The following is a 25638-nucleotide window of genomic DNA, read 5'->3' as shown; positions in this document are numbered from 1 at the left end:
GCGCTGACGCGATTGCGTCCCTGCCGCTTGGCCTCGTAGAGTTGCTTGTCGGCGCGCCGGAAGAACTCCTCGGCGCTTTCCTTGCGGTCCCATACCGCCAGGCCGACGCTGGCGGTGATCTTGAGCCGCACATTGCCCGACAGGATCGGCATGGCGGCGATGCCCTTGCGGATGCGCTCGGCTAGCTTGACCAGGAGGTCGTGATCCATGTTCGGGGCCACCACCGCGAATTCCTCGCCGCCCAGCCGCGCCACCACGTCGTGGTAGCGCGTCATGTCCTTGAGGCAACCGGCGACTGCCCGCAGCACCTCGTCGCCGACATCGTGGCCATGCGTGTCATTGACCTGCTTGAAATGGTCGAGGTCGAAGATCATCAGCCCGACCGGTTTGTCGATGCGGCGGAACTCGTCGAGATACTCCTTCAGCGCATCGTCGAAGTAGCGCCGGTTCTGCATGCCGGTCAGGCCGTCGGTCAGCGCCGCGTGCTCTAGCGTTTCGGAGCGCGCGCTGAGCGAGACGGTCATTGCCCTGAGTTTGCCCTCTTCCCTCACCTGGGTTCGGATCAACGGAAAAATGAAGAAAATGCCGAAGAACAGCGCGGTGGCGAGCAGCACGCCCGTCGCGAACAGGAGCTTTGCCAGATAGGCGACGCCTTCCATCCGCTCGGGCTGGTACAGCGCACCGGCGCTGTCGCTCAGCACGTCATAGGCGTGGAAGATCACGAGTCCGGCCGCAAGTATGACTGCGATGAACACGAAAAACGCCGATTCGGACTTGTGGAACCGCATTTGCTCCCCATTGGGCGGCCTTGGCCTTCCCTTATGTCACGGGCGGCCTTACGGACGGTTAACGAAAGCAACTTCGACGCGAAACTAACGTTAACGTGAAGTTGCGCATTTGCTAATAAACGGTGGTTGGCGCCGGGTTTTTCGACTCAAAAACTGCTTATCCGCCGCCATTCCGGGCCGAGCTGATGGCGGAACCAGGTCGACTGCCGCTTGGCGTACTGCCGGGTTGCAATCTTGGCGCGCGCAATCGCCTCGGGAAACGACAATTCGCCGGCATCCGCGGCAGCCAGTTCGCGCACGCCAATCGCCTTCATGGCCGGCAACGCCGGATCGAGCTTCAGCGCCAGCAGAGCCCGCACCTCGTCCAGCGCGCCGGCTTCCAGCATCCGGTCGAAGCGGCTGTCGATGCGCGCCACCAGCGCCGCCCGCTCCGGTTCGATCACCAGGAACTCGGCGCTATCGCGGTCGATCACCGGCTTTCCCTTTTCGGCCTGCCATTTCAGGATCGAGCGGCCGGATGCTTCGAGCACCTCCAGCGCCCGAGCGATGCGCTGCCCGTCGCTCGGCCGCAGGAGTTGGGCTGCTTCCGGATCTTCTCGCGAGAGGATCCGGTGCAGCCGCTCCGGCCCATCCTCGTTCAGATGATAGCGCCAGCGGTCGCGCACCGATTTCGGGATCTCCGGCATTTCGGAAATCCCTTCCACCAGCGCTCGGAAATAAAGCCCGGTGCCGCCGACGAATACCGGGATCCTGTCCTTGAAAGCGTCCTCGGCCATCAGCCGCATCACGTCGCGCAGCCAGGCGCCGGTCGAATAGGCAGTCCCCGGATGGATGTGGCCATAGAGATGGTGCGGCGCCCGCGCCATTTCCCCGGCGGTCGGTCGAGCTGTCAGCACGTTAAGGACCGAATATCCCTGCATGGAATCGGTATTGACGATGGCGCCGCCCCTGCGCTCGGCTATCTCCAGCGCCAGAGCCGACTTGCCGCTGGCCGTCGGCCCGGCTATCAGGACGGCATTCAGCCGCCCTTCGCCGCTGCCGCCACCGGATTTTTCCATGCCGCTCGTCGCCACGCTCATTTCCCATCCGGCCAGGCCATCCGTCTCGGAGCCGCTGGCGAAGCTCGCCGCACAGGCGGTGGCTGCCACCGCGGCCGACTGGCTGGCCGATGACGTCGCCTGCGACCTTGCTCTGCCTGCCGGCCTCGACGCCCCGGAGGCCCTCGCTACCCTGCGCGAGGCGGTCGCCTCCGAACCGGTCGATGTCGTTGTGCAGCAGCGCGACGGACGCGCCAAGAAAATTCTGATCGCCGACATGGATTCCACCATGATCGACCAGGAATGCATCGACGAACTTGCCGACGAGATCGGCGTCAAGGAGCATGTCGCCGCAATCACCGCGCGCTCCATGAACGGCGAGATCGCCTTCGAGCCCGCATTGCGCGAACGCGTGGCGCTGCTGAAGGGGCTGGATGCCGAGGTGATCGACCGCATCATATCCGGCCGGCTGACGCTTGCTTCGGGCGGCCGCGAACTGGTCGCGACCATGAGAAAGCACGGCGCCTGGACCGCGCTGGTTTCGGGCGGGTTCGATGTGTTCACCTCGCGCATCGGCGACATGCTCGGCTTTCACGAGAACCGCGCCAATCGCCTCGTTGTCGAGGCCGGCGGGCTGCTCGCCGGAACGGTCGTCGAGCCCATTCTCGGCCGCGCCGCAAAGGCCCAGGCGCTGTTGGACATCTCCGCCCGGCTAGGCCTGACGCCGGCCGACGCCATCGCCGTCGGCGACGGCGCCAACGACCTCGACATGATCCGGCTCGCCGGCACGGGTGTTGCTTTGCACGCTAAACCTGCAGTTGCAGCCGAAGCTGGCTGCCGCATCGACCACGGCGATTTGACCGCGCTGCTCTACATCCAGGGCTATCGGCGCTCGGAATTCGCAGCATGAAACCAATCCGCACCGAACGGCTGATCCTGCGCAATTGGGAGGATCGCGACCGCGATCTGTTTTTCCGCATCAATTCCGATGATCGCGTGATGGAATTCTTCCCGTTCCGCCGCGACCGCGCTGAATCCGACATGTTTCTCGACTGCCTGCGCGACGGCATCGCCGAACGCGGCTACGGCTTTTCGGCCATCGAGATAGCCGCGACCGGCGAATGCGTCGGTTTCTGCGGCCTGAAAGAGCCCGAGCTCGATCCGGTGTTTCCGGCCGGTACGATCGAGATCGGCTGGCGGCTTGCGCCCGAATACTGGGGCAAGGGCTACGTGACCGAAGCCGCTCAGGCCTGGCTCGGCTTCGGCTTCGAGGCGCTTTCGCTGGATGAGATCGTCTCCTTCGCCGTCTGGAACAATTTTCGCTCGACCGCCGTCATGGAGCGCCTCGGCATGCGGCGCGATCCGTCGGGCGACTTCGACCATCCGAACGTTCCAGACACGCATCCGCACCTCAGGCGCCATGCGCTTTACCGGATGACGCGCGAGGAGTGGGAGAAACAGAAAAGAGCGGCCCTGTAGCCGCTCTTTTCGTTTGGCATTTCAGCCGCTTGCTACGACTTCCGGATTCAATCCATCCGGATCGTCACGAAGCGCAGTTCGCCGGTCTTCGAGGCCAGCATCAGAAGCGCGTTCTTGCGGCCCTGCTCCTTCAGCACGGCGATGCGGTCCATCACATCCTTGGGCGATGAGACCGATTCCTGCGCGATTTCGGTAATGACCTCGCCGGCGAGAATCCCGCGCTCGGCGGCGGCGGAATCGGGCGTCACCTCGGTGATGACGACGCCCGACACGTCCGCGCCGACGCCGAATTTGGTCCGCGTCTCATCGTTCAATTCGCCAATGGTCATGCCGAGCACGGTCGCCGAGGCGACAGCCTCGCCTTCCTCTTCGGGCTGGCCCTCGGCGTTTTCGGCGAGCTTCTCGCCGTCCTCGAGCCTGCCGAGCGTGACCTTCACCGTCTGCTCCACGCCCTTGCGCACGATTACCACGTCGACCGCCTTGCCGACCGGGCTTTCGGCCACCACGCGCGGCAGGTCGCGCATTTCGTCGACATCCTTGCCGTCGAATTTTATGATCACGTCGCCGGGCAGAATGGTGCCGTTGTCGACCGGACCGCCTTTGATGATCCCGGCCACCAGCGCGCCCTTGGCAATCTTCATGTCGAGGGTTTCGGCGATGTCGTCAGTGACGGGCTGAATGCGCACGCCGAGCCAGCCACGGCGCGTCTCGCCGAATTCGGTCAACTGGCTGATCACACCGATGGCCAATTCCGACGGGATCGAGAATCCGATGCCGATCGAGCCGCCCGACGGCGAGATGATGGCGGTGTTGATGCCGACCACCTCGCCCTGCATGTTGAACAGCGGTCCGCCGGAATTGCCGCGATTGATTGCGGCGTCGGTCTGGATGAAATCGTCATAGGGGCCGGAATTGATGTCGCGGTTGCGCGCCGAAATGATGCCGACCGTCACCGTGCCGCCGAGCCCGAACGGATTGCCGATCGCCATCACCCAGTCGCCGATGCGCATCTTGTTGGAATCGCCGAACTTGACCGCAGTCAGCTTCTTCAGCGTCGGGTCGATCTTGAGAACGGCGAGGTCGGTCTTGGTGTCGGTGCCGACGAGTTCGGCCTTAAGCGTCGAGCCGTCGGAGAAATTGACCTCGATCTCGTCCGCATCGGCGATCACATGGTTGTTGGTGATGACGATGCCCTTTTCCGCATCGACGACGAAGCCGGAACCGAGCGATTGCACTCTTTGCGGGCCGACGCCGCCATTGCCGCCGCGGTCCTTGAAGAACTCGTCGAAGAAATCCTGGAACGGCGACCCCTCCGGCAGTTCGGGCATGGGCACCGCGTTCGGGCCTTCCGCGCCCTTCACATTCTGCGAGGTGGAGATGTTCACGACGGCGCCGAGCAGCCCTTCGGCCAGATCGGCGACCGAAGCGGGACCCTGGCCCTGCTGCAGCGGCTGCAACTGTATCTGCGGTTGCTGCTGCGATTGCGCCGGCGGCTCTGCTTGTGTCTGCGGTTGCGGTTGCGTCTGCGCCAGGGCCGGCGCGACGAAGGACGGCGCAGCCACGGAGACAGCAAGGGTAGCGGCGGTCGCCGCCAGCAATATCCTTCGCACCGCGGGCAGGATGATCTTGGTCGCCATGGAAATGCCTCCGGTGTGTTTGGAATGACGTGCCGCCTGATCGGGGTCCCACGCCATGTTCTGAAGAAATAAGGCGTGTTTGCGGCCTTGCCTACGGGCCAGGCCACAAACTTGCGTTACCCGCGCACCAGCCAGACGATGCCGACCCCGATGGCGATCGCGGCGAGGCCGGCAGTCCGCAACGCGCTTTCCGGCGTCGACAGCACCTCCGACGCAAGCCGCTTGGCCAGCGTCGGAAAACCGCCATAGACCAGGCCTTCCACGACCAGCACCAGACCCAGCGCGGCCAGGAAGTCGGCCACCGGCGCTTACTGGCCGGCGTCCGGCTGCGTAGCGCCGGTGGTCGTGCCGTTGGGGGCAGGCGCCGCTTCGGGCGCGCCGGCCGCCGGAGCAGCATTAGGCGCGGCTCCAGGAGCGCTGCGGGCCGCTGGCGCGGCGCCAGTCGCGCTGCGGAAGTACCGGAAGAATTCAGAATCCGGCGACAGCACCATCGTCGTGCCCGTGGGGTCGAGCGCCGCGGCATAGGCGATCATCGAGCGGTAAAACTCGAAGAAGTCGGGATCGCGCTGGAAGGCATCGGCGAACACCGCGTTGCGCTGGGCTTCGCCCTCGCCTCGCAGGATTTCCGACTCCTTGCGCGCCTCGGCGATCGTTTCGACCACCTCGCGGTCGGCCCGCGCCCGGATACGCGCAGCCGCTTCCCGGCCGCGCGCACGCAGCCTTTCGGCTTCCGCCAGGCGCTCGGCCTTCATCCGGTCGTAGGTCTGCTGCGAGACTTCGGCCGTCAGGTCGGTCCGGCGAATGCGGACATCCTCGATCTCCAGCCCGAGCGAAGTCGCGTCGGGACGCAGTTGGTCGCGCACCTCGGTCATCATCGAGGCGCGCTCTTCCGACAACGCCGCTTCGAAGCCGCGCACGCCGTAGACACGGCGCAGCGCCGCGTCGAGACGGGTCCTCAGCCGCTGTTCGGCCAGTTGTATGCTGCCCGACACCGTTTGGCGGAATCTGCGCGGGTCGGCGATGCGGTAGGCCACGAACGCGTCCACCTCGTAGAACTTGCCGCCCGAGACCTGGACGCGGATATCGTCCAGGTCGAAGCGAAGCACGCGGTCCTCGATGATCTGGACATTGTCGGCTTCGAACATGCCGAACGGCGCCTTGAAGTAGATGCCCGGTTCACTCTTCACGTCGACGATTTCGCCGAAGCGCAGAACGATAGCCTGCTCGCGCTCGTTGACCACGAAGATCGACGAATAGATGAGCAGCAGGATGACGGCGACGATGACGCCGATGATTGGGAGACGGTTGGCCATCAGTTGCTTACTCCTTCAGCGGCCGCCGCGGGGGCCGGGGCGCGCTTTTGCAGTTCCGGCAGCGGCAGGTAGGGGATGACACCCTGGCCGTTTTCGCCTTGCTGGATGATGACCTTGTTGGAATCCTTCAGCACCTTCTCCATCGTTTCGATGAACAGCCGCTGGCGCGTCACGTCGGGCGCCTTGGCGTATTCGTCATAGACCGAGATAAAGCGCTGCGCCTCACCCTCGGCTTCCTGCACCACGCGGTTCTTGTAGGCTGCCGCTTCTTCGCGGACACGCGCCGCTTCGCCGCGCGCCTGGCCGAGCTTCTGGTTGGAATACTGGTTCGATTCTTCGACGAAACGGTCTTCGTCCTGCTCGGCGCGCTGCACCTCGTCGAACGCGTCCGCCACTTCGCGCGGCGGCGCGGCGTCCTCGATCGAGATCGCATTGATTGTCAGCCCGGCGCCGTAAGCGTCCAGCGTGCCCTGGATGATCTCGCGAACGGCGTCGGCGATTCCCTGGCGGTCGTCGCGGAAGATGTCCTGCGCCGGCCGGCGGCCGACGGCTTCGCGCATGGCGCTTTCGCCGATCTGGCGCACCATTTCGTCGGCATCGGCGACATTGAACAGATAGGCCTTCGGATCGGAGACCTGATAGGCGATCGAGAATTTGACGTCGACGATGTTCTGGTCGCCCGACAGCATCAGCCCCGACGAGGTGCTGCCGCGAACTTCGCCGAGATCGACCAGCTTTTCCGCGGTATTGGCGATCTCGACGGTTTCGATCGGCCACCAATGGAAATGCAGGCCCGGACCGGAAAGCTCTTCCTTCGGCTTGCCGAAGCGCAGTTCCACCGCCAGTTCGTCGGGCTGTACGGTATAGACCGCCTGGAACACCCAAAACGCGAGCAGGGCGAGCGCGATCAGCCCGAACAGCGCCGGGCTTGCAGCGCCGCCGCCCGGCAGGGCGTTCTTCAGCCGGTCCTGGCCGCGGCGTATAATGTCTTCCAGATCGGGCGGCGATCCCTGCGGGCCGCTCGGGCGCGGACCCTGACCCCACGGCCCCCCGCTATTGCCGCCGCCGCCCCATGGGCCGCCGCCGCCACCGCTCTGATTGTTCCAGGGCATGAAAGTCCTTTCGATTACGAAGTCTCGGCGCGTCAGCGTTCACCGGCGCGCGTGTTGCCTGACCTCTTCTATAAGGATGCAAGAGCGCGCTTTCAACGCGACCGCAGCGCAGAGGGCCGATTTCGAGGAGGAAGCGGCCCTAATCCGCCATCAATGCACGTTGCCGCGCCTTTCGTAAACGGTATAGCGCGTCGGATGGCTGTCCTTCTCACCCGCCGGCGCGTCGATAATCCTAACAACCTGCCAAACATCGCTGTCGATCTCCGGAAATCGCGTATCGCCCTCCACCTCGGCCAGCACATGCGTCACGTGCAGGCGGTCGGCCAGCGGCAGCGCCTGCCGGTAGATCTCGCCACCGCCGATCACGCAGATTTCATCGGCTCCGGCTATGCAGCAACCGCGCGCCCTGGCCAGCACGATGGCCTCATCGAGCGAACGCACCGTCTCGGCGCCTTCGGCGCGAAACGCCGGATCGCGCGTCACCACGATGTTCAGCCGCCCCGGCAAAGGCCGCCCGATGCCTTCCCAGGTTTTGCGCCCCATAATGATCGGCTTGCCCATCGTGTCCGCCTTGAAGCGCTTCAAATCGCTCGACAGTCTCCACGGCAGGCCGCCCTCGCGGCCGATCACGCCGTTTTCGGCGATGGCGACATAGATTGCGATGTCCATCGTCACACCGCGATCGGCGCGCGGATGGTCGCGTCGGCGACGTAGTTCTCAAGCCGGAAGTCCTCGAAGCGGAAGGCGAACAGATCCTTCACCTCAGGATTGATCCACATGATCGGCAGCGGTTTCGGCGTGCGCCGAAGCTGCTCGCGCGCCTGCTCGAAATGGTTCGAGTAGAGATGCGCATCGCCCAGAGTGTGGACGAAGTCGCCAGGCTTCAGCCCGACCACCTGCGCCGCCATCAGCGTCAACAGCGCATAGGAAGCGATGTTGAACGGCACGCCGAGAAAAATATCGGCGGAACGCTGGTAGAGTTGGCAGGAAAGTTTCCCGTCCGAAACGTAGAACTGGAAAAGGCAATGGCAGGGCGGCAGCGCCATGGCGTCGACCTCGGCCGGGTTCCACGCCGAAACGATCAGCCGCCGCGAATAAGGATTTGTCCGCAACTGATTGAGAAGATTGGCGATCTGGTCGATCTCGCCGCCGTTATGCGCCGGCCAGGAGCGCCACTGCTTGCCGTAGACCGGGCCGAGACCGCCATTCTCGTCGGCCCATTCATCCCAGATCGTCACGCCGTGATCGTTGAGGTACTTGATGTTGGTATCGCCGGCCAGGAACCATAGAAGCTCGTGGATGATAGACTTCAAATGCAGTTTCTTGGTCGTGGTAACGGGAAAACCCAGCGCGAGATCGAAGCGCATTTGATAGCCGAAGACGGAGCGCGTGCCGGTGCCGGTGCGGTCGCTGCGGTCGGAGCCGTTTTCAAGGACGTGGCTTAACAGGTCGAGATATTGACGCATCGCTGCTGCTTTGATTCGAGGTTTTGGCGATCATAGCCGACGCCAAATCCGGCGCATATGGCATATTGCCGATTGCCGCCATTGCGGCCTTCCATTTTCGCCCGGGGCTTCCTATATTCATTGGGCTGGCTTGTCCGGCTATGGCGATAAACAGGCGATGCAATAAGCCGTTCGGACCCGGGGGCGGTACCCGGCGCCTCCACCAAAAGCCGCTCTTTGCGAGCGGTTTCTGATGGGGGCGAAATAGGATCGACGAAGGTGTAAAGATCGTACTTTTGCCCGGCATTGTACCACCGTTATCGGGCTAACCTAGTAGTTGCAAACGACAACTATGCGGAAGCACGTCTCGCCGCTTAATGCGGTGCGATAGCTTCAAATCAAGTCCTAGGGGTTCGCACTTCTAGGCGGGGTTCGGAGGTACCTGGCAACAGAAACCTCCACTTCTCCCTCCACTTCTTCTCCCTCCCCAGCGCTCGCGTCTCGCATGCTGTGAACGTGCGCTCGGCACCTTTCATTCGTCAAAGGAGGCGATAGAAATGTCTGAGGATTCCCAACGCTTTTTCATCCTCACCGGCGGTCCCGGCGCCGGCAAGAGCACATTGATCGATGCTTTGCGGGAAAGAGGCTTCGTCGGTTCGGTCGAGGCGGGCCGCGGTATCATCCAGCAGCAAGTTGCGGTCTCCGGTCCAGCGCTGCCGTGGAACGATGCGGCTCTCTTCGCCAACCTGATGCTCTCCTGGGAAATGCGCTCCTACGACATGGCCCGGCGGGAGACTGGCACCATATTTTTCGATCGCGGCATTCCGGAGCTTTCCGGCTACTTCCGGCTGATGGGTCTTCCCGTGCCGCCTCACGTGAGCGCAGCCGCCAAGACCTTTCGCTACAACCGGCGCGTTTTCGCTCTTCCGCCTTGGCCGGAGATCTTCTCCCAGGATGCCGAGCGCAAGCAGGATTTCGACGAGGCCATCCGTACCTTCGAGGCGGTTACTTCAGCCTACCGCGAGTCGGGCTACGAATTGATCGAAGTTCCCCGAGCGCCTATCAAAGAGCGGGTCGAATTCGTCATCGACGAAATCCGGCGTTCCGAAAGACAATAAAAGGCCGGTTACCCGGCCTTTATTCAGAGTCGATGGAGAACCATTTACTCCGCCGCCTCCGCCACCTCGCGGCCACGGCCTAGCGTGAGTTGTGTCAGCCCGAAGGCGATCACTGCACAGGCGGCGATGCCGATCACCATGGGCAGCGGCGTTCCATCGAAGAATACTCCCGCTACCGCCATCGCGACAGCGCCGGTGGCGAAATGCAGCGTTCCCATCAGAGCCGAGGCCGTCCCTGCGATCTCGCCATGGTCTTCCATCGCCAGCACCGAGGTGGTTGGAATGACGAGGCCGAGGAACCCATAACCGACGAAGAGCAGCGATGCCAACACGGCGAGTTGGTCCATGCCGGACGCCATCACGGCCAAAAGAACGACCATGACCGTGGCATAGCCGGAAACTGCGACGCGCACCACGCGCCTTAGCCCGAAACGCTCCGCAAGCATGCCCGTCATCTGCGACATCGCGAAGAAGGCGACCGCATTGATCGAGAAGAACACGCTGTAGACTGAAGGCGACAGGCCGTAATGGTCGATCAGCACGAAGGACGAGCTCGCCAGATAGACGAAAAAGCTCGATATGCCGAAGCCGCCGATGAAGGTCAGTCCGAGGAAGTTGCGGTCGCCCATCAGGAATTTATAGCCGGCCAGCGCGCTGCCGAACGAACTGCCGACCCGATGGCCGGCCGGGCGCGTCTCCTTCAGGCCGAAGGCCAGAAGAAAGACCGCTATCAGCGCAGCGATGGTCACCGCCCAGAATACGGCGCGCCAGCCGAACCCCTCGATGATGAAGCTGCCGGTCAGCGGCGCGAGGATAGGCGAGATCGAGAACACCAGCATGAGGAGCGACATCAGCCGTGCGGCTTCCGTGCCGGTGTGCAGGTCGCGCACCACCGCGCGTGGCACCACCATGCCGGCGCAGGCGCCGAAACCCTGGATGAAGCGGAACGCGATCAGCCAGCCGATGTCCGGCGCCAGCGCGGAGCCTATGCTGCCGACGACGAACAGCGCAAGGCCGAAATAGAGCGGGGCCTTGCGACCTACCATGTCGGAGATCGGCCCGACCACGATCTGGCCGAAACCCATGGAGAGGAAGAACACCAGAAGGCTCATCTGCACGGCGGCGGTGCCGGCGGCGAGATCCTGGCCGATGGTCGGCAGTGCGGGCAGATACATGTCGATGGCGAAGGGGCCGATGGCGGACAACAGGCCGAGAATGACCGCTGTGCGGAGGAAATTCGTCGTCATGGCTTGATTCTCTTGGCTCGAGTGACCAGTTGAGCCGAGCGCCGGGGGCTGCTCTCGACCTCCCCCGCGGATCGGCAGGCTCCTCCAAACCACCCGCTCCGATGAGGCTCTGTCCAGAAAATTAGACAGCCTTGTCTAAATTGTCAATCACGCCTATCTTCTTTTCATGCCAGCACCTGACATTACGGTCCTCGAGCCAGCCGCCCAACGCGGCCATATCGCCAAACGCGTTTCGATCCTCGACGCGGCCGCTAACGTGTTTTGCCGCGAAGGGTTCGGTGGCGCCAATATCGACATGATCGCCGCCGAAGCTGGCGTATCGCGGCAGACCGTCTACAATCATCATGGCGACAAGACCAATCTGTTCATCGCCGTAGTCCGCGAGATCACCGAGCGCGCAAATGCCGGCGTCTTCGCCACGCTCGCAACCTTCCCTGACCAGCCGCGCGACCTCGAAGCCGACCTGATCGAATTCGCCATGCGACTGAACCGGAACTGCATCTGCAACCGCGATGGCAAGTTTCTGCGCAAATTGATCCAGACCGAAGGCGAGCGTTATCCGGAACTGTTCGAGACGTGGCGCACGGATGGTCCCGGCAAAACCTGGGCAGCGCTTGCGGCCCGTTTTGCCCGCCTCGCCCATGCCGGCTTCCTCGAAATGGACGACCCGGACGTCGCCGCCCGCCAGTTCCTGGCGCTGGTCAATGCCGACCTGCAAATGTCGTTCATGCTGGGCATCACGCCATCGGAAGAGGAACTGCGCACTGCCGCCACCAACGCGGTACGGACTTTCTTGCGCGCCTATGGCAAACCCGCCGAAAACGCCCCCTCCCCGCCTGCCTGACAGCTGCTTCGGACGCATGCGGACGCCAGCCGCGTTGGCAGGTCCGCCCGGTTGTTCTATATCCGGTTTACGGCGGCGCGAAGCTTGATTAGAGGTAGGGCTGACGATTCACCGGAACTGCTTCCAATATGGCCGAGGACCACATCCGCTACGACATTCTTGCCCAGGAGGCGTTGCGCGGGGTCATGCGCAAGGTCCTGGCGGAAGTCGCGCGCACCGGCCTCCCCGGCAGCCACCATTTCTTCATCACCTTCCTGACCGGCGCGCCGGGCGTGCGCATCTCAAGCCGCCTGCGCGAGCGCTATCCGGAACAGATGACCATCGTCGTCCAGTTCCAATACTGGGACCTGAAAGTCTCCGAAACCGGCTTCGAAATCGGCCTGTCCTTCTCCGACGTGCCTGAAAAGCTGGAGATCCCCTTCTCCGCCGTCCGCGGCTTCTACGATCCCTCGGTCAATTTCGAGCTCGAATTCGACGTCAAGTCCGACGGTCCGGCGGTGATTGCCGATCAGACCCCGCCGCCGAAGCTCGAAGCCGCGCCCGCCCCGGCAGCCGGTGGCAAGAAGGCCGAGCCGAAGAAAAAGCCGGCCGAAGCCGCTAAAGACGCGGCGGCAGCCGCTGAAGCCGGCCCAGCGAAGGGCGCCGACGTCGTTTCGCTCGACGCTTTCCGCAAGAAATAGCCATGGCCGAAATCGTCAGCCTTCGGCAAGCGCGCAAGCAGAAGGCGCGTGCCGACAAGGAGCGCTTGGCCGAGCAGAATCGCGCACTCCATGGGCGTAGCAAGGCCGAGAAGACCCGCGACACTGAAGCTGCCAAGAAAACCCAAAACTTTCTCGAAGGCCATCGCCGCGAACGCCCGGCCGGAGACTGCGAGGCGTGAGCCTGGTGCGCAAGCGTTCGGTCTCGATCCGCGGCCACCGCACCAGCTACTCGCTTGAACAGCCCTTCTTCGATGAACTCGTCGCTATCGCAGCTGAGCGGCAAATCTCATTCGCAGCGCTGATCGCCGAGATCGACGCGTCGCGTCCGCGCGACGCGAATCTGTCGTCAGCGCTTCGGCTGTTCGTGCTGGAGGAGACAAAACGCAAATCGGCTGCGGCGTCGAAATCAGAAAAATGAACACCCGGCGCCGCCGCCGCGATGGATTCGCGGCGGCTGTGGGGGATGACCGCCCGAGCCGAAGGCACGAGCGTCTGTTACGATTTCACCTCGATGCGGCGCGTCTTGTCGCGGGCGGCAGGGTTCTTCGGCAATTCGACGGCCAAAATGCCGTTCTTGAACTTCGCCTGAACCTTGTCGGCATCTACCTCTGTGTCCAGCGGGATGGAGCGCATGAACCGGCCGTAGCTGCGTTCGGCATAGGTCCGGCCGCCGTCTTCTTCCTTGTGCTCCCGCCGCTTTTCGCCGCTGATGATCAGGGCGTTGTCACGCAGGGCGACTTCGACGTCCTTCAGCTCGAGTCCCGGCAGTTCGGCGGTCACCTTGTAGGCCTTGTCTGTCTCTTCGACATCGACGCTCGGCCATACGCCGCCATCCTGGCCGACCGCGAAGGCGGGAGCCTCGATCGGCGCCAGAAAATCGTCGAACAACCGCTCCATCTGCTGTCGGAAAGAGGTGAATGGATCGCGCCCAAATGGAGCGATTCCGCGGGACCGCGTCCAAGGCGCAAGGTCACGGTTGGGCATGACTTTCCTCCTTGTTTCTTTGGGTTTGGACGCGTCGCCGCCCTATTGGTCCGGCGACGTCATTTGAACGTTTTTGTTCAGGGGATGTTCCGCAAAATCAGCAGGAAAGCCGGTGTTCGAAAGACGGCGATAGAACTTTATTCCGGGTTCTGCAGCGACCTGATGAAGCTCTCGATCGTATTCGGCGCGGGCCTTGTCGGCTCGGGCGGAATCACTGCGGCTGGACCGTCGGCTCTCGGCTCCGGCAACGGCGTCCGCTCGATTTCGGCCGGCGGCGTCTCCTCGGCCTCGCGGCGAGCTTGTTCGTCCGCAGCCCGTCTTGCCTCTTGCTCCGCCTTTCTCCGCGCAGCCTCGTTGGCTGCCTCTTCTGCCGCGCGCCGCGCTTCTTCCTCGGCGCGCGCCTTGGCTTCGGTTTCGAGTCTGGCCTTCTCCTCGGCTTCAAGCCTCGCTTTTTCCTCGGCTTCGGCTTTCAGCCGCGCCTCTTCCTCGGCCCTTGCCGCCTCTGTCAGAGCGCGCAGGCGTGCTTCCTCCGCCACCCGCGCCTGTTCGGCAGCGCGCTCGCGCTCGGCCTGCAGCGCCGCGTAGTAGCGCACCTCGCGCCGCAGCCGCTGCTTTTCAAGAAGCTCCGCCTGCATCGCTTCCACCCGCGCCTGCTCGCGCTCCAGCGCCCGTTGCGTCAGGAACTGCGCCAGCGGCTCGCTGTCGAACACGCGCTCCGCCTCGCTCGGCCTGCCTTGCAGGTGAAACCGCAGCGACGGCTCGGAACCGGCCAGAGCTTCGTCGCCAGGTTTGTAGGCGATCGTCCCCTCCACCGCGACTTCCCGCGTGTTGAGGTCGGCGCGGACATCCGCCGTCACCGTCGCGTCCTGGTTTTCAAGGCTGACCGGCGGCGCCCGGAGCACGCCTCCGGCGACGGTGAAGGCGATCTCAGCCCCTTTCGCCGAAAAGTCGCCGCCGGCCGCGATTTCCGGCGCGAAACCTGCCGTCCGCGCCGCGTCAATGTCGCGGCCGATCGTGTCGGCCCTGGCGATGAAGGCCGGGAACGCCTGGCTGTTGAGGCCGGCAATGGTCAGTTCCTTGAGTGCGGCGGTGCCCGACCCCGACAGCGCCGCGACCATGCCCCCGACCGATTTGCCGCTGGCCGACAGCGCCGTCGAGAAATCGCCGGCCCCCGAAAGTCCGGCGTCCGGCAGCGCCGTTTCGAGATCCGCGCCGGTGAGCGACAACTGGCCTGAAAACAATCCCGTGCCGCCATTGTTCTTGAGTTCCAGCAGGCCGGCGAGATCGCCGCCGAACAGCTTCCCTTTGAGGTCCGATACCCGCATGCCTTCCGCATCGAGCCGGAAGGTCATCGTCGTGTCATAGGCGCTGGCCGCCGCGCCCGCCGAAAGCGTTCCGGCGGAAATGTCCATTTCGGCGGTGAAAGGCGCTGCCGACTTCGGCTGGAAGGGCACGGATGGCCAGCCGCCTTCCGCTTCGGGCGCCAGCGCGCTTTCGCCGAGCAGCATTGCCGCCGCCGGTTCGAGGTCGAGCGCATCGAGCGCCAGCGCGCCGGTCAGGTGCGGCACTCCCTCGCTGATCTCGGCGTTGACATCGCCCGACACGGCGTTCTCATTTGCCGTACCGTTGAGGCCGGCAAGCACTAGCAGGCCGTCGGCATAGTCAGCTTCGGCCGCAAGCGCGACGGGCATGCCCAGTCCCATTCCGGGCAGCGATATGCCGCCGGTCATCAGCCATGGCTCCAGATCCGCGCTTTCCAGCTCGGCCCTTCCCTTCGCCGCCAATCCCTGATCGCCGAAGCTGGAAATGCCTTTGAAGCTGGCATGAAAATCATCCCCGGAGAGTGTGAACGCCATTTCCATGCCGGCGGCCGGTTCGCCCTTGGCCGAAAGCGTCATTTCGCCCGGCCCTACGGCGCCGAGCGGCAGCGCCGGCAGGCCGGCGAGCCCCATCAGCGAGGTCGCATCGTCGTTGCGCGCCGAAAGCGACAGCGACAGATCGCCCTCGCCAACCGCTCCGGCCTTGGCCGAGCCCGACAGGGTCGCCGAGATCGCCGATCCGCCGGCGTCGCCCTGCACGCTTAGGGCCAGTCCCGTCGTGCCGTCGTCATTGCTTGCGGCGCTGGCGATCAGGTCGATGCGGGTGTCGGCCAGCAAGCCGGGATAGGCCTCGGCCCGCTTGTCCAGTCCGGCGAGCAGCGGATTGTCGGGGTAGCGCGCCGCCGCCAGCGAAACCAGCGACGCAAGGTCGACCGCCACCACCGAAGCGTCAAGGTTGCCGGTCGGATTCTCCGGAAAGCCTTTGACCGTTCCGGTCGCGCTGACCGACGCGCCGGCCAGGCCGCCGATCGCCAGCCGGTCGATCTCCAGCACGCCGCTCCGCAAACGGAGCGCGGTGTCGACGGTCTCCGCCGTCAGCCCGCCGGCGTTCACCGGCCCGGCCTTGATCTGGAAATCGAGATCGCGGTCGGCGAAGCGGTTGGCTCCCTGGTCGCTGACGAACAGCGACGCGAACGCCGTCAGCCCGTCGACATCGAGCGCCTTGCCGTCGAGCTTGAGCAACACCGAAGGCCGCAAGTTTGCAGGCTGGCGGCTGTCGATGGACCCGTGAAAGACCGCATCGCCGAGCACCAGCTCAAGATCGCTGAAAAGCTGGCGCTGCTTCGTCATCTCCACTTCGGCCTTGAACCCCGCCGCAGGCAGCCGCCGGATCGCGTCGTCCACGTCTTTGGCCACCCATGCGGCAAAGCCCGAAGGCTGGTTAATGGCGAGCAGCAGCGATCCGTCGAAGCCGAATTCGCCTTCGGTGCGCAGGAGGCCGTCGGCTTCCAGCGTGGTGCGCCCGGGCAGCGTCGCGCCGAGCGATTTCAGGTTCCAGCCGCCGTCGGCCGGCTCGGCGGAAAGGCGCACATTGCGGATCGTCGTATCGCCCACCACGACGGCCGGCAGGTCGACGTTGACCGCGCCCGGTATTGCCGGCCTCGGCAGGCCGGTCAGCGCCGCCTCCAGCGCCGCGATGCGCTGCGACAGCGACAGTTTCGCGCCCTCCTCCGCCCCGACCGCCTCGTCGAAGCGCACCTGCGCGCCGCTCGTCTCGACCAGGAAGCGCGGCTCCGCGTCGATCTCCACGAAGGCGGTTCCGTCGGCCGTGTAGGGATTGTCCAGCGGTCCCGTTTCGAAGCGGAATTCATCTATGCCGAGCCGCTTGTGGTCGAAGGTGAACCGCCCGTTGATGCGGTATCCCGGATCGCCCTCCAGCGCCCCGACTTTCACCGGCTGCCCGTCGCTGCCGCGCAGGCTCTCGGCTTCGCCTTTGCCGCCCGCGATCTTGAACACGCCGGCATAAGTCGCCGCGCCATTTTCGATGCGAACATTGCCGTCGGTTTCTATAGCGATTCCATACTGTTGCGGCTCGGCCTTGATTCGAAGTCGCATCCGGCCGGCATCGTCGGCGACGCCGGTCGAGACGGCCAGCGCGGTCGGCGTGCCGTCCATTCTCATCGTGCCGTCGGCCCGCCAAGGCCCGGCAAACGACCGCGCCGATATTTCGGCATTGATTTCCGACAGCGCATGGGTCCGACCGCTCGCCGCGTGCCGCACCGCAATCTGACCGTCGTTGACGGTCAGCCTTTCGAGCGATATCTGGCTCGCCCGGAACGGCGTCGACGGCCGCACCGTCCAGTCCACCGTCCCGTCGGCGGCCACGTCGACCGTCACTTTCGGCCGCACCATGCGCATGTCGAAGATTAGGAACTCGCCGCGCAGAAACGGCGCGAGTTCGGCGTCCATCGAGAATGTCTCGATCGTCATCGCCGGCGCGTCCGACGACCCGCCGCCTACCGAAACATCCGAGAACGTCACCGATGGAAACGGCAGCAGCCGCGCGCTGGCAGCGCCCTCCACCGTCACCTTGCGGCCGAGAATGGCGCTCGCCTCGCGCTCGAAATCGGCGCGGTAGGATGTCCAGTCGACGAAATACGGCCCGACCAGCGCAGCCGTCAGCGCCAGTACGATCAACCCGCCGATAATGACAAAAAGCCGCGCCAGAATCAGTTCCTCGCGATGGATTGGAAACGGATTTGCACTCTACCGTCATCAGTCCTCGCATAAAGTGGCAATTTTGCCGAGGTGTTCCCTGCAATGTCTCGGTGGGCTTCGGCTCACGGACCCGTTGCGGGCGTTCGTTGCGTGGCGGCGAACGGCAGGTCTGACGCTAGCCGCCCTTGGTCGGCCCACTTTCGCACCGGAAGGCGGACCTTCGCTGGGATCCTAATATCCTGCTGCCGCGATCTGTGCATTAGCCCAGACCTTCAATCGCTTGAAGTCGCCATTGAAGGCGCGCCGCTTGAGCTCTTCGTAAACGACCGAGCATCGCATGATCTCGCCGGTATCGAGATCGCCCTTCGCGGCCATGGCTTCGCAGGCGAGGTAGACCTGTTTCAGCGCGTGTATCGGAACCTCTGGGTCTGCGGGGCCGGAAGGCTGAGCATGGACCGCGGGCGTCATGACGAACGCGAGCGCAGCCATGCAAGCCCAACGCGCAAGCAAACTGACTTGTATCTTGACCATCCATGCCTCCCTGGTGCCAGCGATTTGCTGGTTGCATTCGGGAGAGTTTAGGGATGCCCGCGGCTGCGCGCTTGATACTCGCGTCCCGGTGCGGGGTCTGCGCGTGTGAAAGGTATCGCTCTCGATGGGACCGGTGTCCTACCGCGTCGATGGTCTAGCAGCCGTAGCCTGCGTCTCTTGCGACGGCAACCGCCCGCGCTCGGGTCTCGACACCCAGCTTGGCGAATATGCCAGACACGTGATTGCGCACCGTCTTTTCACTGATGTCGAGCTGCGCCCCGATCTGACGGTTGTCCAGCCCGCGTGCGAGGAGGTCGAGCACCTCCTTCTCGCGTGCGGTAAGATCGGCGAACGGGCCAGGCGCAGCCTTGTGTTGGGGGAGGAAGCCATAGAGTTCCTCGACCAAAATCTTCCAGGCCGATTCATCGCGCAGCATGAAGTGGTTGGGGCTACCAAGCGGCAGAAACCTGGCGTTGGGAATGATCTGCGCAAGCAGCCTGCCCTCTTCGAACGGGGCGACGGCATCGCGATCGGGATGCGCCACCAGCGTTGGGCAGCTTATCCGCGCCGCCACTTCCTGGACGTCGACGTCGAACATGACGCGCGTCAATTCCACCGCATTCTCCGCGGAAGTGGCTGCATTCTGTAATTCGCACCACGAGCGCAGGTGCTCGATCGAGCCTTCGGGCTGAAACTGGGTCGCGAAAGAACGCATGAAGGCGTGATCTTCCTGGCCCCAGCCGAGCCTAAGCATCTCGAGCATGACTCTCGCCTTCTCCGGCTCGAGCGGAATGGTCGAGCGCTTGTTCCTGCCCCGTGCATATGTTCCGTAGAGGACGAGATGGCTGATGCGGTCCGGTTCCTTTCCCGCATAGGCGATGGCGACGGCTCCGCCCTGACAGATGCCGATCAGGGAGAAGCGGTCCAGGGCCAGCGCGTCCGCCAGCACGCCGAAATCACGTACCCATGAGCCAAAAGAAAGATCGGCGACATTCCTGTCCGACAGGCCACATCCCCGAGGATCGTACCGAATCAGAGTATAGTGGGAAGAAAGCGCCTCGAGCCAAGGTTGCCAAGCGACGCTGCGCCATTGGTATTCAAGGTGCGTCAGCCAGCTCGGCATCATCACGACGGGCGGGCCGCTTCCGGAAATCGCATACGCGATCTTGGCGCCGTCAAAGCTTTTGCAGAACCGTACCTGCTGCCTTGCCATGATCTCCGCCCGAAAGGAACAAGATTCAACGCAAGTGTACTCCCGTGCGCGATTGCGGCAAGACATCTCACGGTTCTGCTTGCTCGTTCTGATGGATCGGACGATCCGCAGCTTCCCACCCAGTCGAAATCCAAACCAAAACACTATCGAAGCTCCCAGTCGATATTCATCAACGCTCTTTCGTGGTATCGTTCGCGGTCCGGTTTTTCGATCGGTCGAGGGAGGAAATCATGGCATCCGCAGACTGGAGACTGGAAGGCGAGTGGCTCAAGAATTGTAATTGCGCGTTCGGCTGTCCCTGCGATTTCAACGCGAGGCCGACAAACGGCGAATGCGAAGGCCTCGTGGCCATGCGCATCACCAAAGGCCATTTCAACGATATACGCCTGGACGGGCTGCATTTCGCCGTCACTGTGCATTTTCCCGGCCCCCTTCACGAAGGCAACGGTCAGGCGCAACCCATCCTCGACGAGCGGGCGAGCCCCGAACAGCGCGAGGCGCTTGGAGCGATCCTTTCGGGCGAGAATTCGGCGGAGGGGACGCTATTTCACATCTTCAGCCTTATCGTGACCAGAATGCATGATCCGGTGTTCGCACCATTCGAATTCAGCTTCGACAAGGAAGGCCGAACTGCGCGCATGATCGCGCGAGGCGTGCTCGAAACCGAAGTCGAGCCGATCAAGAACCCGGTGACCGGAGAGCCGCACCGCGCCCAGATCGTCATGCCCGAGGGCTTCGAGCACCGGATGGCGGAGATCGCTTCGTCCAATATACGCAGCATGGGCGCGATCAAGTTCCAGACCAGCGGCGCGCACAGTTCGCTGGCCCATGTGGTCCAGACGCCGCAAGGCGTCGCCGCCTGACCGGGCCAAAGATGCCGTTCCTGACGGCGCTGCACCGGCACGATCGGGCGCTTGTCGTCGCCATTGTCGCGGGCGTCGTGCTCGCCTCATGGGCCTATCTGCTCCTGGGCGTCGATATGCCCATGCCGGAAATGCCGGGCATGGATATGCCCATGGCAGAGCCGGTCTGGACCGCCGGCTACGCCGCGCTGATGCTTCTCATGTGGATGGCGATGATGACGGCGATGATGCTGCCCAGCGCCGTGCCGATGCTCCTCTTCTACGATTCCATCGCACGCAAGCGTACAGCCGGAGCAGGCACGATCGGGCCGACCAGCCTGTTCGGGCTCGGTTATCTCGTCATATGGACTGGATTCAGCATCGCCGCCGTCCTGCTTCAATACGGCTTCGGCCGGGTCGCCCTGCTGTCGCCGATGATGCAAACGACGAGTACAGTCCTTGCCGGGACAGTCCTGATCGGCGCCGGCCTCTACCAGTGGACGCCGCTCAAGCAGGCTTGCCTGCGCCAGTGCCGATCGCCCTTGGATTTCGTGATGACCAACTGGCGGATCGGCAAGAGCGGAGCCTTCGCCATGGGACTGCGCCATGGCCTCTACTGCCTCGGCTGCTGCTGGCTCCTGATGCTGCTCCTGTTCGTCGGCGGCGTCATGAACTTCGCCTGGATCGCCGGCATCGCGCTCTTCGTTCTGGTCGAAAAGCTCAGCCCCGCCGGCCACTGGATCGGCAAGGCCGCCGGCGTCGCGCTCATCTTATGGGGCGGGGTTGTGCTGGCTGGTCTCATCTAAGGTGTGTTGAGATTCAGGTCAGGCCGAGTCGAAAATGGCGGATTTCGAGAACCGGAGCGGAGCGTACGTTCGGGTACGCAAGCACCGGAAGCGCAGGAAGCCGCCATTTGCAGACCGGCATCACCTGAATATCAACACACCTTAAGCCGCCGGCAATATCTTCCCCGGATTGAGAATGTTCTGCGGGTCGAGCGCGGCCTTGATCGTGCGCATGATGTCGACGCCATGGCCGAGCTCGTGCTCGAGAAAACCCATCTTGCCCTGGCCGATGCCGTGCTCGCCGGTGCAGGTGCCTTCCATCGCGATCGCCCGCATGTTCAGCCGCGACACGAATTTTTCGGCGAGCGCAATCTCCTCCGGGCTGTCGACGTCCATCAGCACCAGCGTATGAAAATTGCCGTCGCCGACATGACCGACGATCGGCGCGATCAGGCCCATTTCGGCAATGTCGGCCTCGGTCTCGGCGATGCACTCGGCGAGCCGCGAGATCGGCACGCAGACATCCGTCGACAGGCCCTTCGCCCCGGGCCTGAGCGTCAGCGACGCCCAGTAGGCGTCGTGCCTGGCCTTCCAAAGCTTCGTCCGCTCCTCAGCCACGCTGGTCCACAGGAACGGCCCGCCGCCATATTCCGCGGCGATCTCGCCAAACGTCTCGGCCTGCTCAGCCACACCTGCGTCGCTGCCGTGGAACTCCACGAACAGGCACGGGCTTTCGGGATAGTCGAGCTTCGAATAATTTTTCAGCGCCCGCATCTGCAACTGGTTCACCAGTTCGATCCGCGCCACCGGAATGCCCATCTGGATCGTCGCGATCACCGCCTGGCACGCCGTCTCCACGCTCGGGAACGGGCAGACGCCGCCCGAAATCGCCTGCGGTATGCCGTAGAGCTTCAGCGTCAGCGAAGTGATGATGCCAAGCGTGCCTTCCGAGCCGATCAAAAGCCGCGTCAAGTCGTAGCCGGCCGAGCTCTTCTTCGCCCGCCGCGCCGTCGTCACCATGCTCCCGTCGGCCATCACCGCCTGAAGCGCCAGCACGTTCTCGCGCATCGTGCCGTAGCGCACCGCGTTGGTGCCCGATGCGCGCGTCGCCGCCATGCCGCCGAGGCTGGCATTGGCGCCCGGATCGATCGGGAAGAACAGCCCGGTGTCGCGCAGATAGGCGTTCAGATCCTCGCGCGTCACGCCCGGCTCCACCGTGCAGTCGAGATCCTCGGCGTTGACCGCAAGCACACGGTTCATCCGCGACGTGTCGAGCGAGATGCCGCCACCCGGCGCGTTGACATGACCCTCCAGCGAAGAGCCCACGCCGAACGCGATCACCGGCACGCGATGCTCGGCGCAGACTTTTACGATCTCCTGAACCTCTTCGCCCGATTCGGGAAACGCCACGCCGTCCGGCGCCTGCGTCGGTATATAGGTCGTGGTGTGCGCGTGCTGCCCGCGTATCGCCATGCCGGTCTGGAATCGCTCGCCAAACCGCTGCTTCAATATGCCGAGCGCGGCTTCAATGCCGGCTTCGTTGCGTTCAACACCCCGCAGGTCGCTCAGCGCCATCTTCGTTCATCCCGTTCTTGTTTTCGGAACGTCTAGGTCACTTGCCGCGTGCCTGTCCATTGACTATTCACGAAAAGCGGTGGTCGGACATACTGGGGCTATGTCCGTTGGGGGAAATATGAAGCGCGGAACTTTGATCGGCCTTGCGGTTTTCGCGTTTTCCCTGTTGCCGGCTTGGGCGGTCAAGTCTGCAAGCCAGGAGAGCCGCCTTGTTTGGGTGGGCGCTATATTGTTCTTTGCCTTTGGCGGAGCAATGGTCAGCCTAGCATCGCAGGCTCAGAGACCGAAATCGGGACCATATATCAGCCGCTATCGACCGCCCTTCCACGCTGTACTTGGTTTGAGCTTTCTGGCCGCCGAACTTCTTGCCATTGCCTTTACTTATGCAGAGCCGGGCGTCGGCATTGTGGGCGGATTGGGTCTCTACCTCGCAAAGCTTGGGGCGATCCTGTTTCCCGTTGTTGCCAAATATGCAACGGCTATTGAACCGCCACTTTCGCCTGGCGCCTTGTTCAGGGCTCAGGCCATCGTTTCGGTAATCATGTTGGCAGGCGTACCTAGTTTCATCGCATACTCCGCCTTTCTCTTTGGAATGCCGGATACTGAGCGGCGGGACCTTTATGCATCGAACCCTCGGAAAAGGCCTTCGGATACTTTCGTGATCTTAGGCGTGCCTTTCGTGCTCTTGATCGCCGCCACAGTCTTTTTTGGCTGGTTCGAATTTGACGACGAGCCCGTAACCAAAGCAAAGGAGTGCATAATGAAAGCCGTGTGCTATGCACGGGGCGACGATCTGCTCGTTATCGCTGCAGCGTTCATAAAGACGTTCGCTGCTTTTGGAGCCCCTATTGGCGCACTTGTCGTCCTCGATACCAATAGAGTGCTGCCCAGAACCTGACCGTCCCTTACATCCGAGGTACCAATGACCCTGCCCGCCCCCTTCGTCTCACGCGTCATGGAACTCGAAAAGGACTGGATCGACTATAACGGCCATCTCAACATGGCCTATTACAACGTGCTGTTCGACCGCTGCTCCGACGACGCCTTCGAGGTCATGGGACTCGGCCCCAATTACGCGAAGGAGCGCCGGCTGACCATCTACACGGCCGAAGTCCACATCTGCTACGTCCAGGAACTGCATCTCGGCGACAATGTGACGGTCACCTTCCAGCTTCTCGACCATGACGAGAAGCGGCTGCGCGCCTACCAGGAGATCCGCCATGTCGACGGCTGGCTGGCCGCCACCTCGGAGCAGCTCGCGCTGCATGTCGACATGGCCGGCCCGAAGGTCGCGCCATTCCCGGCCGACATCATGGCGAAGGTCGAGGCGATGCGCGCCGCGCACGCCGCCCTGCCCATACCCGAGCACGCCGGCCGCTCGATCGGCATCCGGCGCAAATCCGCCTGAACGGCTCTATCTGCCGCCGTTAACCCTAACCGATTTTCACTGTGAACAATAAACCTGTCGGATTGTTAGGTAGGCGCGACTCGTGAACAAAGGACCCGAAGCGGAAAGCAAGCGGGCGGCTGGGGCAAGAGTCGGCTTGAGGACGGACCATGAGAATCGATATCGAAAAGGCGTCGGACAAGCTCGCCGACGACCCGCGCCTGACCGATTACGATTTCTGGCGAACGCTGAAGAACCTGAACAACGAGATCTTCCATATCGCCAACAACAACGACCCGATCCCGCTCGACATGATCCGCTGGCGCGTCATCCTCAAGCAGGCGCGCATGAAGCGCGGTTACGGTTGAGCGGCGGCAGGCCCGCCGCTCTTTTTGGGATGCTCGGAAAGCCGCCATTTGCAGGCCGGCCTCATCTGAATCTAAGCCAGCTTCTCCTTGAAGAACGCCACGGTCCGCCCCCAGGCGAGGTCTGCCGCTTCCTTGTTGTAGCGCGCTTCCGACGTGTCGTTGTTGAAGGCGTGCTGCGCGCCCTCATAGACATGGATCGTGAACTCCTTACCGGCGGCTTCCAGCGCCGCTTTGTAGGCCTCGATCCCCGCATTGATGCGCGCGTCCTCGCCGGCATAGTGCAGAAGCAGCGCCGCCTGGATCTGCGGCACGACGTCCGGGTTGGGCTGCGCTCCATAATAGGCGACGCCGGCGGCAAGGTCAGGCGTGTTGACGGCGAGCGTGTTCACCGTCCCGCCGCCCCAGCAGAAGCCGACCGCGCCGACCTTGCCGTTGCCCGCTTCATGCCCTTTCAGGAAGGCGACGGTGGCGACGCCGTTGGCGACCGTTTTGGCCGGGTCGAGTTGCGAGAACATTCCGCGCGCCTGTTCCTCGTCCTCCGGCGTGCCGCCCAGCGGCGACAGATAGTCCGGCGCCAGCGCCACGAAACCTTCCAGCGCCATGCGCCGCGCCACGTCGCGAATATGCGGATTGAGGCCGCGATTCTCGTGGATGACGATGACCGTGCCGAGCTTGCCGCCCGCCTCCGCCGGCTGGACGAGATAGCCCTTCATGTCGCCGCCGTCGCCCGGCCAGGTGATGTCCTCGGCCTTGAGCCGCGCATCGTCCTCCGCGACGATCGCCGCCCGCGCCGGGCTCGCCGCCAGCAGCGGCGCGATCGCGGCGGCCGCCGCGCCCGATCCGGCGAGCTTGGTCAGCTTCTCCATGAAGCCGCGGCGGTCCAGCGTCAGATGGGTATACTCGTCATAGGCGTCGATCATCGCCTGTGTGATGGCCGGTGTGGTCATGAGGTTCTCCCGATGCTGCTTGCGCCCGCCTGGCGGAAACATAGGGACCGGCGACCGCCGGTCCAGTAACGCCTCGGTGAGATCGGCCGGAATCGGCCGCTCGAAGCAACGCCGCATTTTCCACTTTGAGGCGAAGTAATTCTCAACTATGGTCCGCGGGCTTTTGGCATGGGGGGAATATTGCCGATGGTTTTCTCACGCAGGAATGTCGTGCTCGGCGGCCTGGCGCTGGTCGCGGCGGGTGCAAC

The 25638-nt window shown here is 63.6% G+C and carries 27 protein-coding genes and 1 other RNA gene; 13 read left to right on the top strand and 15 right to left on the bottom strand.

Annotated elements, in window-relative coordinates; translation table 11 throughout:
- Positions 1-788 (bottom strand): GGDEF domain-containing protein (locus tag G6N73_RS28410; protein WP_165033321.1); only part of this gene is annotated, 788 nt, incomplete at its 3' end.
- A 146-nt stretch (positions 789-934) separates the two neighbouring features.
- Positions 935-1867 carry a tRNA (adenosine(37)-N6)-dimethylallyltransferase MiaA gene (gene miaA / locus G6N73_RS28405; RefSeq protein ID WP_165033319.1) on the bottom strand — a complete coding sequence of 311 codons (933 nt, stop codon included), beginning with the start codon at positions 1865-1867 and terminating at the stop codon, positions 935-937.
- On the opposite strand from miaA, the gene serB reads away from it, so the two are divergent.
- The gene (serB, locus tag G6N73_RS28400) at positions 1845-2735 is read left to right on the top strand and encodes a phosphoserine phosphatase SerB (protein ID WP_165033317.1); all 891 of its coding nucleotides are present in this window, start codon (positions 1845-1847) and stop codon (positions 2733-2735) included. The two genes, miaA and serB, sit on opposite strands and share 23 nt — an antisense overlap.
- A complete protein-coding gene (locus G6N73_RS28395) occupies positions 2732-3304 on the top strand; it encodes a GNAT family N-acetyltransferase (RefSeq protein ID WP_165033316.1) in 573 nt (190 codons plus the stop codon). Before serB ends, G6N73_RS28395 begins: the two co-directional genes overlap by 4 nt.
- A gap of 47 nt (positions 3305-3351) precedes the next feature.
- On the opposite strand, the gene G6N73_RS28390 is transcribed toward G6N73_RS28395, so the two are convergent.
- The 6 genes from G6N73_RS28390 to G6N73_RS28365 all read right to left on the bottom strand — a co-directional run bounded on the left by G6N73_RS28390 (position 3352) and on the right by G6N73_RS28365 (position 8832).
- Complete coding sequence (locus G6N73_RS28390) at positions 3352-4941, bottom strand: DegQ family serine endoprotease (protein WP_246252652.1); 1590 nt, start codon at positions 4939-4941, stop codon at positions 3352-3354.
- A 116-nt stretch (positions 4942-5057) separates the two neighbouring features.
- Positions 5058-5243 carry a DUF2065 family protein gene (locus tag G6N73_RS28385; RefSeq protein WP_165033314.1) on the bottom strand — a complete coding sequence of 62 codons (186 nt, stop codon included), beginning with the start codon at positions 5241-5243 and terminating at the stop codon, positions 5058-5060.
- Between the two features lie 6 nt (positions 5244-5249).
- Positions 5250-6254 (bottom strand): protease modulator HflC, encoded by a 1005-nt coding sequence (hflC, locus tag G6N73_RS28380; protein WP_165033313.1) that lies wholly within the window; start codon positions 6252-6254, stop codon positions 5250-5252.
- Entirely contained in the window at positions 6254-7366 is a 1113-nt protein-coding gene (hflK, locus tag G6N73_RS28375) for an FtsH protease activity modulator HflK (protein ID WP_165033311.1), read from the bottom strand. Before hflK ends, hflC begins: the two co-directional genes overlap by 1 nt.
- Before the next feature lie 150 nt (positions 7367-7516).
- The gene (locus G6N73_RS28370) at positions 7517-8035 is read right to left on the bottom strand and encodes a dihydrofolate reductase (RefSeq protein ID WP_165033309.1); all 519 of its coding nucleotides are present in this window, start codon (positions 8033-8035) and stop codon (positions 7517-7519) included.
- Between the two features lie 2 nt (positions 8036-8037).
- Positions 8038-8832, bottom strand: coding sequence for a thymidylate synthase (locus G6N73_RS28365; RefSeq protein WP_165033308.1), 795 nt, complete (start codon positions 8830-8832; stop codon positions 8038-8040).
- 85 nt (positions 8833-8917) lie between these two features.
- Between G6N73_RS28365 and ssrA the strand changes: the two genes are divergently transcribed.
- Positions 8918-9274: a transfer-messenger RNA gene (gene ssrA, locus G6N73_RS28360) on the top strand.
- Positions 9275-9368: 94 nt separating this feature from the next.
- A complete protein-coding gene (locus G6N73_RS28355) occupies positions 9369-9929 on the top strand; it encodes an AAA family ATPase (protein ID WP_165033307.1) in 561 nt (186 codons plus the stop codon).
- Between the two features lie 44 nt (positions 9930-9973).
- Here the strand turns inward: G6N73_RS28355 and G6N73_RS28350 are convergent, their stop codons facing one another.
- Entirely contained in the window at positions 9974-11176 is a 1203-nt protein-coding gene (locus G6N73_RS28350) for a multidrug effflux MFS transporter (protein WP_165033306.1), read from the bottom strand.
- A 166-nt stretch (positions 11177-11342) separates the two neighbouring features.
- Here G6N73_RS28350 and G6N73_RS28345 point away from each other — a divergent pair, with 166 nt between their 5' ends.
- The 4 genes from G6N73_RS28345 to G6N73_RS28330 all read left to right on the top strand — a co-directional run bounded on the left by G6N73_RS28345 (position 11343) and on the right by G6N73_RS28330 (position 13139).
- Positions 11343-12020: a TetR/AcrR family transcriptional regulator gene (locus G6N73_RS28345; RefSeq protein WP_165033304.1), complete on the top strand. Its 678-nt coding sequence runs from the start codon at positions 11343-11345 to the stop codon at positions 12018-12020.
- Positions 12021-12148: 128 nt separating this feature from the next.
- Positions 12149-12700, top strand: coding sequence for an SspB family protein (locus G6N73_RS28340; RefSeq protein ID WP_165033302.1), 552 nt, complete (start codon positions 12149-12151; stop codon positions 12698-12700).
- A 2-nt stretch (positions 12701-12702) separates the two neighbouring features.
- Positions 12703-12900 (top strand): DUF4169 family protein, encoded by a 198-nt coding sequence (locus tag G6N73_RS28335; RefSeq protein ID WP_165033300.1) that lies wholly within the window; start codon positions 12703-12705, stop codon positions 12898-12900.
- Complete coding sequence (locus G6N73_RS28330; RefSeq protein WP_165033298.1) at positions 12897-13139, top strand: ribbon-helix-helix domain-containing protein; 243 nt, start codon at positions 12897-12899, stop codon at positions 13137-13139. Before G6N73_RS28335 ends, G6N73_RS28330 begins: the two co-directional genes overlap by 4 nt.
- A 77-nt stretch (positions 13140-13216) precedes the next feature.
- Here the strand turns inward: G6N73_RS28330 and G6N73_RS28325 are convergent, their stop codons facing one another.
- The 4 genes from G6N73_RS28325 to G6N73_RS38095 form a co-directional block, all read right to left on the bottom strand.
- A complete protein-coding gene (locus G6N73_RS28325) occupies positions 13217-13705 on the bottom strand; it encodes an Hsp20/alpha crystallin family protein (protein WP_165033297.1) in 489 nt (162 codons plus the stop codon).
- A 137-nt stretch (positions 13706-13842) separates the two neighbouring features.
- Positions 13843-17754: an AsmA family protein gene (locus G6N73_RS28320; protein ID WP_165033325.1), complete on the bottom strand. Its 3912-nt coding sequence runs from the start codon at positions 17752-17754 to the stop codon at positions 13843-13845.
- Positions 17755-17973: 219 nt separating this feature from the next.
- Positions 17974-18273 (bottom strand): hypothetical protein, encoded by a 300-nt coding sequence (locus G6N73_RS28315; protein WP_165033295.1) that lies wholly within the window; start codon positions 18271-18273, stop codon positions 17974-17976.
- 154 nt (positions 18274-18427) lie between these two features.
- The gene (locus tag G6N73_RS38095) at positions 18428-19486 is read right to left on the bottom strand and encodes an alpha/beta fold hydrolase (protein ID WP_206079134.1); all 1059 of its coding nucleotides are present in this window, start codon (positions 19484-19486) and stop codon (positions 18428-18430) included.
- Positions 19487-19716: 230 nt separating this feature from the next.
- Between G6N73_RS38095 and G6N73_RS28305 the strand changes: the two genes are divergently transcribed.
- Together G6N73_RS28305 and G6N73_RS28300 are read left to right on the top strand one after the other, a co-directional pair.
- Positions 19717-20349 carry a DUF1326 domain-containing protein gene (locus tag G6N73_RS28305; RefSeq protein ID WP_165033294.1) on the top strand — a complete coding sequence of 211 codons (633 nt, stop codon included), beginning with the start codon at positions 19717-19719 and terminating at the stop codon, positions 20347-20349.
- Between the two features lie 11 nt (positions 20350-20360).
- Entirely contained in the window at positions 20361-21134 is a 774-nt protein-coding gene (locus G6N73_RS28300; RefSeq protein WP_165033292.1) for a DUF2182 domain-containing protein, read from the top strand.
- A 141-nt stretch (positions 21135-21275) separates the two neighbouring features.
- Here the strand turns inward: G6N73_RS28300 and G6N73_RS28295 are convergent, their stop codons facing one another.
- Entirely contained in the window at positions 21276-22688 is a 1413-nt protein-coding gene (locus tag G6N73_RS28295) for an FAD-binding oxidoreductase (protein WP_165033290.1), read from the bottom strand.
- 118 nt (positions 22689-22806) lie between these two features.
- Between G6N73_RS28295 and G6N73_RS28290 the strand changes: the two genes are divergently transcribed.
- From G6N73_RS28290 to G6N73_RS28280, 3 genes are all read left to right on the top strand, one after another.
- Positions 22807-23586, top strand: a complete 780-nt coding sequence (locus tag G6N73_RS28290) for a hypothetical protein (RefSeq protein ID WP_165033288.1) — start codon at positions 22807-22809, stop codon at positions 23584-23586.
- A gap of 24 nt (positions 23587-23610) precedes the next feature.
- Positions 23611-24096, top strand: a complete 486-nt coding sequence (locus tag G6N73_RS28285) for a thioesterase family protein (RefSeq protein ID WP_165033287.1) — start codon at positions 23611-23613, stop codon at positions 24094-24096.
- 149 nt (positions 24097-24245) lie between these two features.
- Complete coding sequence (locus G6N73_RS28280; protein WP_008837050.1) at positions 24246-24443, top strand: hypothetical protein; 198 nt, start codon at positions 24246-24248, stop codon at positions 24441-24443.
- A 71-nt stretch (positions 24444-24514) separates the two neighbouring features.
- Here G6N73_RS28280 and G6N73_RS28275 read toward each other — a convergent pair whose 3' ends face one another.
- Positions 24515-25390 (bottom strand): dienelactone hydrolase family protein, encoded by an 876-nt coding sequence (locus G6N73_RS28275; RefSeq protein WP_165033285.1) that lies wholly within the window; start codon positions 25388-25390, stop codon positions 24515-24517.
- Positions 25391-25638: the final 248 nt, after the last annotated feature.

Source organism: Allomesorhizobium camelthorni, from assembly GCF_011045125.1.
Lineage (GTDB): Bacteria > Pseudomonadota > Alphaproteobacteria > Rhizobiales > Rhizobiaceae > Allomesorhizobium > Allomesorhizobium camelthorni.
This window is presented reverse-complemented; position numbering and strand designations above follow the sequence as displayed.